The sequence below is a fragment of the Arthrobacter globiformis NBRC 12137 genome, from assembly GCF_000238915.1.
Lineage (GTDB): Bacteria > Actinomycetota > Actinomycetes > Actinomycetales > Micrococcaceae > Arthrobacter > Arthrobacter globiformis.
Genome location: NZ_BAEG01000027.1, coordinates 156142 through 168405 on the forward strand (window position 1 = coordinate 156142; position 12264 = coordinate 168405).

Annotated in this window: 10 protein-coding genes; 6 read left to right on the top strand and 4 right to left on the bottom strand. The window is 66.5% G+C overall.

Annotated elements, in window-relative coordinates:
* The first annotated feature begins 107 nt into the window (after nucleotides 1-107).
* Entirely contained in the window at nucleotides 108-2783 is a 2676-nt protein-coding gene (locus tag ARGLB_RS04450; RefSeq protein WP_050934273.1) for a GH32 C-terminal domain-containing protein, read from the top strand.
* A 120-nt stretch (nucleotides 2784-2903) separates the two neighbouring features.
* Here the strand turns inward: ARGLB_RS04450 and ARGLB_RS04455 are convergent, their stop codons facing one another.
* Both ARGLB_RS04455 and ARGLB_RS04460 read right to left on the bottom strand, forming a co-directional pair.
* Nucleotides 2904-3197: a putative quinol monooxygenase gene (locus ARGLB_RS04455; protein ID WP_003799355.1), complete on the bottom strand. Its 294-nt coding sequence runs from the start codon at nucleotides 3195-3197 to the stop codon at nucleotides 2904-2906.
* A gap of 43 nt (nucleotides 3198-3240) precedes the next feature.
* Nucleotides 3241-4239, bottom strand: coding sequence for a LacI family DNA-binding transcriptional regulator (locus ARGLB_RS04460; RefSeq protein WP_003799357.1), 999 nt, complete (start codon nucleotides 4237-4239; stop codon nucleotides 3241-3243).
* Between the two features lie 164 nt (nucleotides 4240-4403).
* Between ARGLB_RS04460 and ARGLB_RS04465 the strand changes: the two genes are divergently transcribed.
* The 5 genes from ARGLB_RS04465 (at nucleotide 4404) to ARGLB_RS04485 (ending at nucleotide 9124) form a co-directional block, all read left to right on the top strand.
* Nucleotides 4404-5522, top strand: a complete 1119-nt coding sequence (locus tag ARGLB_RS04465; protein WP_003799358.1) for a substrate-binding domain-containing protein — start codon at nucleotides 4404-4406, stop codon at nucleotides 5520-5522.
* A gap of 134 nt (nucleotides 5523-5656) precedes the next feature.
* A complete protein-coding gene (locus ARGLB_RS04470; RefSeq protein WP_003799360.1) occupies nucleotides 5657-6703 on the top strand; it encodes an ABC transporter permease in 1047 nt (348 codons plus the stop codon).
* Entirely contained in the window at nucleotides 6700-7494 is a 795-nt protein-coding gene (locus tag ARGLB_RS04475; RefSeq protein ID WP_003799362.1) for an ATP-binding cassette domain-containing protein, read from the top strand. The genes ARGLB_RS04470 and ARGLB_RS04475 overlap by 4 nt, the downstream gene beginning before the upstream one ends.
* 119 nt (nucleotides 7495-7613) lie before the next feature.
* Entirely contained in the window at nucleotides 7614-8624 is a 1011-nt protein-coding gene (locus ARGLB_RS04480) for a carbohydrate kinase family protein (protein ID WP_003799364.1), read from the top strand.
* A gap of 113 nt (nucleotides 8625-8737) precedes the next feature.
* Nucleotides 8738-9124, top strand: a complete 387-nt coding sequence (locus tag ARGLB_RS04485; RefSeq protein ID WP_003799366.1) for a VOC family protein — start codon at nucleotides 8738-8740, stop codon at nucleotides 9122-9124.
* Here ARGLB_RS04485 and ARGLB_RS04490 read toward each other — a convergent pair.
* Both ARGLB_RS04490 and ARGLB_RS04495 read right to left on the bottom strand, forming a co-directional pair.
* Entirely contained in the window at nucleotides 9121-10785 is a 1665-nt protein-coding gene (locus ARGLB_RS04490; RefSeq protein WP_003799368.1) for an amidohydrolase, read from the bottom strand. The two genes, ARGLB_RS04485 and ARGLB_RS04490, sit on opposite strands and share 4 nt — an antisense overlap.
* Complete coding sequence (locus ARGLB_RS04495; protein ID WP_003799371.1) at nucleotides 10775-12232, bottom strand: APC family permease; 1458 nt, start codon at nucleotides 12230-12232, stop codon at nucleotides 10775-10777. Before ARGLB_RS04495 ends, ARGLB_RS04490 begins: the two co-directional genes overlap by 11 nt.
* Nucleotides 12233-12264 lie beyond the last annotated feature (32 nt).

The window sequence follows — 12264 nt, forward strand, 5'->3', positions numbered from 1 at the left end:
CCGATTTGCCGCCGTCGAATCCGTTGACTTGTCTTGTGGACATCACCTAGCGTTCCAGTCATTGACAACGTTGTCTACCCACCTCCGGGAGGGGAAAGGCACGCGCGATGAAGGGCGACACCAGCACAATGCACCAGAGAAAATTTGGCAGACTACAGCTATGTACCGCATTGACCGTGGCCGGTCTCAGCCTGGCCACGGTACTCGCCGGAGCAGCGACGGCAACGGCGGCGGCAACGGCGGCGAACACTGCCGGCGACGAGCAGTTTCGGCCGGCATATCACTACACGCCACAGCAGAACTGGATGAACGATCCCAACGGGATGGTGTTCTACAAGGGCGTCTACCACCTCTACTACCAGCACAATCCGTCCGGCAACCAGTGGGGCAACATGTCCTGGGGACACGCCACGTCAACAGATCTGGTGCACTGGAAGGAACAGCCCCTGGCCATCGCCACGGACGACCAGCAGGACATCTTCTCCGGCAGCGTGGTGGTGGACAAGAACAACAGCTCCGGCCTGGGCACGGCCGAGAACCCTCCTCTGGTGGCGATCTTCACCAGCGCTTACAAGGACGCCTCACCGTACAAAGGGCTACAGGCACAATCCCTTGCCTACAGCCTGGATGAGGGCAAGACCTGGACCAAGTACAGCGGCAACCCGGTGCTGAACCGCAACTCGGCGAACTTCCGGGACCCAAAGGTGTTTTGGTACGACTCCCCCGGCGGAGGCGGCTACTGGGTGATGACTGCCGTCGAGGCCACCGAGCACAAGGTGGTGCTGTACAAGTCCGGCAACCTCAAGGACTGGACGCAGCTCAGCGAGTTCGGCCCGGCGAATGCCACGGGCGGGCTCTGGGAATGCCCCGACCTGTTTCCGCTTGCCGTCGACGGCGACCCCGCGAACGTCAAGTGGGTGATGGTGGTCAACATCAACCCGGGAGGCGTGGCCGGCGGCTCGGCAGGGCAGTATTTCGTGGGCAATTTCGACGGCACCACATTCACCTCGGAGACAACGAAGGCCAGTGACGCGCTGCCCGCGGGCACTCCCCTGGCAGGCTTCAACGACGGCACGTACAACGGCTGGACGGTGAACAACGAACCCGGCAACTGGAAGGACGGGCCATTCGCCGGGGCACCCGCCTCCGGCACGATTGCCGGGCAGAACGCCGTCACCGGCTTTGCCGGCGCCGGCCTGATCAATTCATTCAACGACGGCGACTGGCCGCTGGGATCGATGACCTCGCCGCAGTTCACCGTGGACAGCGATTACCTCAACTTCCTGGTGGGCGGCGGACAGCACCCGCGGGTCTCGGACAAGCTGGACAACACCCCGCCACCCGGGGACCTGTTGTTCAACGGCTTTGAGGTACCGGACGGCTCCACGCTGGCCGACGCCGGGTGGACAGGAACCGGGGATCTGGCCCCGGTGTTCCAGCCGGCGACCTCCGGCGGCGACTTCTATATCGGCGCCAAGCGGATCAACACGTTCGATACGGCAGGCGCGCCCGGCGACGACAGGCAGGGAAGCCTGACGTCGCCGTCGTTCACGGTAAACCGGAACTTCATGAGCATGCTGGTGGGCGGCGGACACCGCACGGCCGGCTCCGGGCAGACGCTGGAAGCGCAGCTGCTGGTGAATGGCAACGTGGTCCGCAGCCTCGCCGGCGATGACGCTGGAGCCCTGAATTGGAAGGGCTGGGACGTATCCGAGTTCGCCGGGCAGCAGGCACAGCTGCGGATCGTGGACCAGGCCACCGGCGGCTGGGGACACCTCACCCTGGACCACGTCATGCTGACGGACCAGGCCGCAGTACCCCGTTCCGATGAGACCACCGTCAACCTCGTGGTGGACGGCAAGGTGGTCAGGTCGGCCACCGGGGCTAACAGCGAGGTCCTGGACTGGGCGTCGTGGAACGTTTCCGAGTTCAGGGGGCGGCAGGCCAGCATCCGGGTGGTGGACAACAACCGCTTCGGCTGGGGCCACATCCTGGCCGACGAGTTCGTCGCCTCCCCGCAGCCGGCCACGCCGCGGGTCCAGACCTACGACTGGCTCGACTACGGCCGGGACTACTACGCGTCCGTGTCCTTCAACAACATGCCGCAGAGCAAGCGCATCATGCTCGGCTGGATGAACAACTGGGACTACGCCAACAACATTCCAACCTCGCCCTGGCGCAGCTCCATGTCCCTGCCGCGGGAAGTGGCACTCACGCAGACGGCCAATGGTCCACGGCTGACGCAGAAGGCAGTCCAGCAGGTGGATGGCCTCGGCACAAGGGAAAGCTACGCCGAAAAGCGGGCGCGGAACATTCCCGCCGGCACCCACGCGCTGCCGTCTGCGGCCTCGGGCGACGTGCAGCGGATCGACGTGACGTTCGCCCCCGGATCAGCGTCCAAGGCCGGGATCACAGTGCTGGGGAACGGCAATAAATCGACGGTCATCGGCTACGACAAGGCAGCCGGGGAGCTGTACATCGACCGAAGCAACTCCGGCAGCACTGACTTCCACCCGCTCTTCGTTTCGGTGGACTCCGCCCCCGTGACCGTGGACGCCAGCGGCAACGTGACGCTGCGCATCTACGTGGACCGGTCCTCGGTGGAGGTGTTCGCCCAGAACGGCCTGCGGACCATTACGGACCAGGTCTTCCCTGAACAGGGCGCCAACCAGGTAGCACTCTTCGCCGAAGGGGGAACCGCCCGCCTGAAGTCACTGACCGTCACGCCGCTCAGCCGGTCCATGTTCCTGGCAGCGCAAGTGCCCACCAAGAACAGGAAGTAAGGGCCGCTAAACGGGAGGCCGGTGTCCGCAGAACCTGCGGACACCGGCCTTGTTCGTGCCGGACCGGGCCGTTACGCACCGCCCTGGCCGGGCGGTCTTTGTGGTGAGGCGGCGCCGGGTTTAGTGGACCGGCTGCAGCCAGGTCAGCACCGACCCGTCCTCCTCGATGTGGTCCGCAAGCTCCCCGTTGAACCGGGCACCGTAGTCCGCCGTGATGTGTTCCTGGAAGGCTGCCTCGTCGCGATACACCTCGAAAACGAAGTACTCCCGGGGGTTGCTTTCCCGGGTGTACGGCAGGAACAGCTGGTTGCCGGGCTCACGGCGCACCTGTTCGGTGAGTTCGCGCATCATTTCGGCAACCCGGGCTTCGCTGCCGGGCTTGACGGTGAATTCGGCGTAGAGCGTCTTGGTCATGGTTCTCCTGTCGGGGCGGGTTTTGAGGGTTCGGTGGTTTGGTTCATTCCGGCGGGGGCAGTTCGCCGGACCCGCGGGTAATGAGCTCTGAGGGGACGACGTACGTCTGCGCCGCGCCGTGGTCGCCGTCGATCCGGGCCAGAAGGCGTTCGGCGGCGAGTTTTCCGATCCGGTCAGGGTGCTGGGCAATCACGGTCACGCCTGGCTCCATCATGTCGGCCAGGGTGAAGTCGTCGAAGCCTACGAGGGCAACGCGCTTGCTGGCGCCGAGCTCTTTCAGCGCCCGCATAACCCCGAACGTGACGAGGTTCTGACTGGAGAAGATGGCCGTGGGCGGGTCCTCCGACGTCAGCAACTGAAGGGCGGCCCGCCTCGCCGAATCCTCGTCGTGAAGGCCTTCAAGCACCGGAACCGAGGAGGTCGCGATGCCCGCCCTGCCGACTTCTTCGATGAAGCCGCGCCGGCGTTCGCGGGCAGTCTGGATATCTGTACGGTCACCGAGATAGGCGAGCTTCGAGTGGCCCTGTGCAATCAGGTGGCTGGCGGCCATGGCTGATCCGACCGCGTTGTCCGTCACCACTGCGTCCGCCTCGATGCCCACGGGTTCGCGGTCGATGAAAACCATGGGCAGATCGCGTGAGTGCTCCGGAATGACATAGGACTGGCTTTTCGCGATAGGCGTCAGGACCAGGCCGTCCACGCGCCTGCCCAGGAAGGCGGCAACCAGGGCCTTCTCCCTTTCGGGGTCGTCATCAAGGCTGGCTGCGAAGACCGCAATGCCTCGGGCGGCCAGGGAGTCCTCCAGGGCGCGGTGAATCTCACCACTGAAGGGGTTGGACACGCTTGGCAGCAGGAGTCCGATGGAAAGGGTCCGGCGCCCGGCCCGGCGAAGGCTTCCCGCTGCCATGTCCAGCTGGTAATTGAGCTGCTGGGAGGCGCCGAGCACGCGCTGGCGGGTTTCCTCGGACACCCCCGGTTCATCGTTCATCACCCGGGAGACGGTCTTGATGCCGACGCCCGCCAGTGCCGCGACGTGGCGCATGGTGGGCCGGTTCTTTGTCGTATCAGGCTGGTAACGATTAGACATCGTTGTCATTCATTGGTCCTTCATCATCGAATTTCTCTTGACTGTACCTTGTGATGTTGATTACATGATGCATGACATCGTTGTCAGGCACCAGAAGTGCCACGAAAACAGGAGATTCAATGTTGAGTTCCAAAGCCCCGCGGACAGTTACTCACCGCCTGCTTGCCATCGGTGCAGTCCTGACCCTCGGCACGCTCAGCCTCACCGCTTGCGGCGGGAGTTCGTCAACCACCTCGCCAGCCGGAACATCATCGGGTGAGAAGGTCGGCGTGTCCCTGATCGTCAAGACCACCTCAAACCCGTTCTTCGTTTCCATGCAGGACGGCGCCAAGAAGGCCGCCGAAACCGACGGCGTGGACCTCAAGCTCGCAGCCGGCAAGGCCGACGGCGACGAAGAGACCCAGATCCAGGCGATCGAAAACGCAATCTCCAAGGGCGACAAGGGCATCCTCATCACGCCCAACGGCCCTTCGGTTGTCGATGCGCTAAAGAAGGCCAAGGATGCCGGGCTGTTCGTCATCGCCCTGGACACCCCGCCGGACCCCGCCGACGCCGCCGACATCACCTTCGCCACCGACAACTTCGCCGCGGGTGAGCTGATCGGCAAGTGGACCGCCGCCCAGCTCGGCGGAAAGAAGGCCACCATCGCGCTGCTGGACCTGTTCGACGACAAGGTCGTCTCCGTGGACTACAACCGGGACCAGGGCTTCCTCACCGGCCTCGGCATCGACACCGCGGACAAGAAGAAGAACGGTGACGAAGCCAAGACCGGCAAATACACCGGCGGCAAGGGCGGCGACTACGAGATCGTGGGCAGCCAGGCAAGCCAGGGCGCCGAGGACGGCGGCCGGACCGCCATGGAGACCCTCCTCGCCAAGAACCCGAACGTCAACGTTGTTTACACCATCAACGAGCCGGCCGCGGCAGGCGCCTTCGAAGCCCTGAAGTCGGCGGGCAAGGAAAAGGACGTTCTGGTGGTCTCGGTGGACGGCGGCTGCTCGGGCGTCAACAACGTCAAGGCCGGCGTCATCGGCGCCACCGCCCAGCAGTACCCGGTGAAGATGGCCGAACTGGGCGTCAAGGCCATCGTTGAGCTGGCCAAGACCGGTAAGAAGCCGGCCAACTCACCAGGCCTGGACTTCTACAACACCGGTGTCGAGCTCGTCACGGATAAGGCCGCCGACGGCGTCAAGAGCATCACCACGTCCGAGGCCTCCAAGATCTGCTGGGGCAAGTAGCCAGCACAGCCCTCGCACCGCGGGAAGGTGCTGAAGATGCAGTACCTTCCCGCGGTCCACAGCAGGAGAATTTAACTGCAAAATCAGCAGCCGCCGCACCAGCCCCAGCAGGACCTTGAAGTTCAGGAGCAACCGTGACCCAGCAACAGACCGCCGGCCCGCCCGCCGCAGGCCATGCCGACCCGGCCGAGGAATTCCTCGACCGCCAGACCCCGCTTAGCCGTATCCGCAACGTCCTCCACCGCTATCCAGCACTCAGCCCGGCCATCGTCCTGCTTGTTGCGGTGGTGGTCTTCGGCCTCCTCAATGAGAGGTTCCTGCGGGTCGAGAACCTGTCCCTGATCACCCAGCAGGTCTCAGTGGTGGGAACCCTCGCCATCGCCCAGACCCTTATCATCCTCACCGCCGGCATCGATCTCTCCGTGGGCGCCGTGATGATCCTCGCGTCCATGGTGGTTGCTCAGCTGGCCGTCGGCAGCGGCACGCCGGCGCCGCTCGCCCTCCTCCTCGGCCTCATCGTGGGTCTGGCCGCAGGGGCGCTGAACGGTTTCCTGGTCACCAGGTTCCGGCTCCCCCCGTTCATCGTCACGCTCGGAACGCTGAACATCTTCATCGCCGTGACGCTTCTCTACTCCGGCGGCTCCACAGTCCGCGGCTCGGCCATGCCCGGCCTGCTGACGTGGATGGGCAGCACGTTCCCGGTCGGACCCGTCCGGATCTCCACCGGCGTGGTCATGATGCTCCTGCTCTATGTCGCGGTCGCCTTCATCCTCGGCAAGACCGCCTGGGGCCGGCACGTCTACGCGGTGGGCGATGACAAGGAAGCCGCCCGCCTGGCCGGTATCCCGGTGAACCGGGTCCTGATGAGCGTATACCTCGCCGCCGGGGCCGTGCTGGCCATCGGTGCGTGGATCCAGATCGGCCGCACGAACGCAGCCAGCCCCAACGCCGGAGTGGACCTGAACCTCGACTCCATCACCGCCGTCGTCATCGGCGGAACCAGCCTCTTTGGCGGACGCGGCTCCATCTGGGGCTCCCTCCTCGGGGCGCTGATCGTCGGGGTGTTCCGCAACGGCCTCTCGCTGGCGGGCCTGGATGTGCTCTACCAGACCCTTGCCGTGGGCATCCTCATCATCCTCGCTGTGTCCATCGACCAGTGGATCCGAAAGGTGAAATCATGACCGCCACAGAATTCCAACCGGCTAAGACCCCGGTCCGCCAGCCGATCCTGCAGGCAAGGGACCTCGTCAAGACCTTCGGACGCGTCGTGGGCCTGGACGGCGTCAGCCTCGATCTGTACCCGGGCGAAGTCCTGGCGATCATCGGCGACAACGGCGCAGGAAAGTCCACGCTCATCAAGTGCCTCACCGGCGCAGAGGTCCCGGACTCCGGCGAACTGAAGGTCTCCGGACAGACCGTCCACTTCAAGCGCCCGCAGGACGCCCGGGTACACGGCATCGAAACTGTCTACCAGAACCTGGCCGTGTCACCCGCGCTCGATGTTGCCTCCAACCTCTTCCTGGGCCGCGAAGAACGGCTCCCCGGCCCGCTGGGGAAGCTCTTCCGCGTCCTTGACACCAAGGGCATGCGCCGCAAGGCCAAGGAGGAACTGACCCGGCTCGGCATCTCCACGCTCCAGGACGTGACCGTCCCCGTGGAAAACCTGTCCGGCGGCCAGCGGCAGGCCGTGGCTGTGGCCCGCGCCGCCGCGTTCGGCTCCAAGGTGGTTGTCCTCGATGAGCCGACGGCTGCCCTCGGCGTCCGGGAGTCGAACCAGGTCCTGCAGCTGGTCCGCGATCTCCGGGACCGCGGCCTCCCGGTCATCCTGATCAGCCACAACATGCCCCACGTGTTCGATGTCGCCGACCGCATCCACATCCAGCGGCTCGGGAAGTGCGCCGCCACCATCACCCCTCAGTCGCACAGCATGACCGACGCCGTCGCGATCATGACCGGTGCCGCCACAGCCTGACCGGCCAGCGCTACCGAAAACCCCGCCTTACCAAACCAGCGCCACCTTAGAACCAGCACGTCACCACTTCCGTCCGCGGGCCGGCTTCGGCCCGCGGACGGCTCCATGAAAGGCCCACCGTGATCCCAACCGCAAACCCCGGAACCGCCAACGCAGGACCTGCCGACTCAGCAACCCGCGCAGCAACGCCGGAAGTCATCGTCATCGGTGAAGCGCTGGTGGACGTCGTTGCCTCTGCGGAAGGTGCCGTTGAGCACCCGGGCGGATCGCCGTCGAACGTTGCCTACGGGCTGGGCCTGCTCGGCATCCGGACAGCGCTGCTCACCTCCATCGGCGACGACGACCGCGGGCGGGCCATCGAGGCGCACCTGCAGCGCGCCGGCGTCGCACTCCTGCCCGGCTCCAGGACACCGGGACGGACGGCCAGCGCCACCGCGACGCTGGCCGCAGACGGCTCCGCAACCTACGACTTCGACATCCGCTGGGAATTGCCTGCGGTGGCCCCGGCATCCCTTCCCAAGGTGCTCCACACCGGTTCGATCGCGACCTTCCTGGCTCCGGGCGCGGCAGCAGTCAGGACCCTCCTGGAGCAGGCACACCGCGAGTGCGTGGTCACCTACGATCCCAACATCCGCCCCGCACTCCTCGGCAGCCAGGCTGAGGCCCGGACCATTTTCGAGGAGCTGGTCCCGCTCACCGATGTGGTCAAGCTCAGCGACGAGGATGCCAGGTGGCTGTACCCGGACCTGCAGCTCGAGGACACCGCAGCACGAATCCTGGGGCTGGGTGCGGGGCTCGCGGTGGTCACGCGCGGTTCCGAGGGATCACTGCTTGCCACTGCCGACCTGCAGCTGACAGTGCCGGCCGTCCGGTCCGCCGTGGCCGACACCATCGGCGCCGGGGATTCCTACATGGCGGCGCTGATCTACGGACTGCTTGCGCGTGGAACCGACGGCCTGGCGCCGGCCGTCCTGGAAACCTTGGGACGCACCGCCTCGAAGGCCGCCGCGATCACCGTGCGCCGCCCCGGAGCCAATCCGCCTACGGCGGCCGAGCTCCTGGCGGACCTGCCTGAAGACACTGCACCCGAGGGTGCAGCACCCGCGGAGGTGGCCCCCGCCGCCGTCTAAGAGAGCCGTCGACTAAGGATCGCGCGGGCAGGTCAGGGACGGCGACGAGCGCCGCCACACGCGGGCCGGGAAATTGCCGCATCCGAGCCGGGCGTCTCCGTACACTGAGGTTCATGGCATGCCGTATCAGCGAACTTGTCCTCAGCTGCGCCGACCCCGAGCTGCTCGCGCGATTCTGGTGCGAGGTCCTCGGCTACGTCGAGCTCGACCGGGAGGATGGTGCGATTGAGATCGGCCCGCCCGACGCCGGGTTCGGCGGCCTGCAGCCCACCATCATCCTGAGCCCCAGCAGCGACCCCCGGATCGGAAAGCTGCCCCTGCACATCGACGTCAACCCCGTGGACCGGGACCAGGACGCCGAGCTGGAACGGTTGCTCGCCCTGGGCGCCCGGCCCGCCGACGTCGGGCAGACCGGCGACGAGCAATGGCACGTCCTGGCCGATCCTGAGGGCAACGAGTTCTGCCTCCTGCGCAGGCGGCTTGAGCCCATCACCGCCTAAGGCAGCGAGGACAGCTGCCTGCCGGTCCCGACCGACGAGTGCTGCGCCTGCCCGTCCACGAATGTCGCCAAGACCCGGGCCGCTGCAAGGTCATCCGGAGCAGCCGCCAGCGGATCCACGTCAAACACCGTGAAGTCGGCGCGCTTGCCCACCGTGACGGAGCCGGCAACCTGCCACTCCCCCGCAGCCCGGGCGGCGTGCGAGGTGTAGCCTTCGAGCGCCTGGCGGGCCGTGAGGGCCTGGCCGGGAACGATCGGCTGTTCACCGGGCCGGCCCGACCGCCGTCGCAGTTGCGCGTCCGCCAGGATGGGCAGCGGTTCGAAGGGGGCGATCGGCCAGTCGGAGCCGAGCCCCAGGATGGTTCCCGCTGCACGGAGATCCGCACACCGCCAGGCGTTGTTGGCCCTGTCCGTGCCCAGCCGGATGGACCAGTTATCCGAGTGGTCGGCACGGGAGTAGTGCGTACAGTGGGTCGGCTGCATGCTGGCGATGAGGCCGGATCGGGAGAACCTCCCGATCAGCTCATCCGGGACGGTCTCGAGGTGTTCAATCCGGTGCACTCCCGGCAACGCCGGAGTAGCCCCTGTGCCCGGAGGCAGGGACTCGAAGGCATCCAGGACCGCGGCAACCCCGGCGTCGCCGATTGCGTGCGTGGCCGTGGGAATGCCGCGCCCGGCGAAGTACCGTACAGCCGCCGCGTATTCCTCGGGCCGGGGCCAGAACGGCGCCACCGACTCGCCATACGCATCGGGCTCAAACAGCCACGCCGTGCCGTTGTCCACCGTCCCGTCAACGAACAGCTTGACGCCGTCCACCTCCCAGCGCCGCCCGCCGACGCCGATCTGTTCGGCCAGCCCGCGCCAGTCCGGCTCACCGGTGCCGGGCATGCACCAGGGCGAGATCCGCAGGCGCAGCGGGAGGCCGCCGTCGGTCTCTTCTTCGAGGGCCCGGTAAAGCTCCAGCGAATCGTCGTTGCAGTCCATCACGTGTGCCCCGGTCAGGCCGGACCGCGAAAACTGCGTAAGCAGTTCAGCCAGCCGTGCCTTCCGTTCGGCGAAGGACTCGGCAGGCATCACCCGCGCAACGAGTTCGACGGCGGCCGCCTCCAACAGGAGCCCTGTCGGCCGGCCGCTTCCGTCGCAGACCACCTCGGCGGCCTGGTCGAAGGAGCGTGGCCCGGTGACCCCGGCGATGTCCAGCGCCCGGGAACTGGCCAGCGCGGAATGCCCGTCAAACAGCCGGATGAGGCACGGCCGTCCGGAGACTGCGTCGTCAATCTGCCCGCGGTGGGCAGCAGCGGATCCAAACACATTGGGATCCAGGCCCCAGCCGCGCACCCACTCGCCCGGCGCTGTTGCGGCCGCCTCGGCACGCAACAGTGCGCGCAACGCTGCCAGGTCCGCGGCGCCGGACAGGTCGCAGCCGCGGGTCAGTTCCAGCCCGAAGACAGGGTGGATGTGGCAGTCCACCAGGCCGGGGGTCAGCACGGCGTCACCGAAGTCGATGACCTCCGCTGCCGGCCAACCGGCCGCATCCGCACGGCTTCCGACGGCGGCGATCACGCCGTCCCGGATGGCAACGGCCTGCGGCGCCGGGCTCCCCGGCGGCCTGCCATCCATCGTGTGGACGGTGCCGGCAAGGATGATCACATCAGGGTTCATGGGTTTCGAAGCTTCCAATCTGGGCGAAGGTTTCCGGCCGGTGGCGGCGCACCCAGCGGGCGGCCAGGAGTCCGGCAATAAAGACGATGGGCGTCACCAGGATGAGGATGGTGTTGGTCAGCGCGTCGGCGAAGGTGAGCAGTTCGATGTTGAACCCGATCAGCAGCACCACGCCGAAGAGCAGGATGGCCGACGCCAGACTCAGCGGAACCATCAGCCGGTGCGTGACGGCGTCGGGATTTCGGCGCAGGTAGAGGAACGCGGCCACAGACACCAGGCCCTGCAGCCCGACGATGCCGAAGATCCCCGGGGTGTTCACCCAGATCAGCAACTGCTGGTACGGATCGGCGTTCAGGAGGGCACAAATGGTGATGACGACGGCGGCCAGGATCGTCTGCAGCTGTCCGGCCCGGTGCGGTGATTTGAACTTCGGGTGGGTCCGCCCCAGGAAGGCCGGCAGCACGCCGTCGCGGGCCAGCATGTAGACGTAGCGGTTGATCGCGTTGTGGAAGGCCAACTGGGAAGCATAAACGCTGGTGACGATCAGGAAGTACATCGCCACCTCGGCCCAGGGACCCACGTAGTGGTTGATGGTCTGGAAGAACATGCCGCCGGCCAGCTCCCCGGCGGCTTCCACGGCACGGTCTTCGCCGTAGGCCTGCACCACGGCCCACACAATGAAGGCGTAGAACACCGACATGAAGCCGACGGCGACGTACGTGGCGCGCGGCACGGACCTGTCCGGGTCGCGGGCCTCTGAGCGGTACAGCACGGTGGACTCGAAGCCCATGAAGGCGGCGAAGCAGATGCCGAGGATGGCCAGCACACCCGGCCCGAAGGCATTCTCCGGGCTGAAGGAACCCACGCTGATTCCATGCGCTCCGCCGCTGCCGAGGATCCCCGCCGCCATCAGGGCCAGGATGCCGGTCTCGGCAACGAGGAGCACGCCGAGCACCTTGGCGCCGACGTCGATGCCCCGGTAGCCGAGGAGCCAGACGGCTGCCACGGCGGCGAGGGCTATCGCCGGCCAGGGCACCTCGAGCCCGAAGACCACCTTGAGCATGTCGTGGGTCTGGACGGCGAAGAGGCCGTAGACACCGATCTGGAGGCAGTTGTAGGAGACGATCGCCAGGATGGCCGAGGCGAGTCCGGCCGTCTTGCCCATGGCGAGCGAGATGTAGGTGTAGAAGCCACCGGCTGCCTTCACGTGCCGGGTCATGGCCATGAAGCCGACGGCGAAGAGGGTGAGCACGATGCCTGCCAGGAGGTAGCCGGCCGGGGCGCCGATGCCGCCGACGTTGATGGCCACCGGGGCAACGCCCGCCATGACGGTCAGCGGCGCTGCCGCCGAAATAACGAGGAAGGCAATGCCGCCCGTGCCCAGGGCATTGCGCTTGAGGGCGCCGTCCGCAGACGACGCCGGAGGTCTGGTTTGGATATCCGGCACTGGTCCGTCCTTTCTGGGAAAGCCCGACTAAA

Coding starts and splice junctions, on each gene's coding strand:
- ARGLB_RS04450 (WP_050934273.1), top strand. CDS start 108: ATGAAGGGCGACACCAGCACAATGCACCAGAGAAAATTTGGCAGACTA.
- ARGLB_RS04455 (WP_003799355.1), bottom strand. CDS start 3,197: ATGACCAAGACGCTCTACGCCGAATTCACCGTCAAGCCCGGCAGCGAA.
- ARGLB_RS04460 (WP_003799357.1), bottom strand. CDS start 4,239: ATGCGCCACGTCGCGGCACTGGCGGGCGTCGGCATCAAGACCGTCTCC.
- ARGLB_RS04465 (WP_003799358.1), top strand. CDS start 4,404: ATGTTGAGTTCCAAAGCCCCGCGGACAGTTACTCACCGCCTGCTTGCC.
- ARGLB_RS04475 (WP_003799362.1), top strand. CDS start 6,700: ATGACCGCCACAGAATTCCAACCGGCTAAGACCCCGGTCCGCCAGCCG.
- ARGLB_RS04485 (WP_003799366.1), top strand. CDS start 8,738: ATGGCATGCCGTATCAGCGAACTTGTCCTCAGCTGCGCCGACCCCGAG.
- ARGLB_RS04490 (WP_003799368.1), bottom strand. CDS start 10,785: ATGAACCCTGATGTGATCATCCTTGCCGGCACCGTCCACACGATGGAT.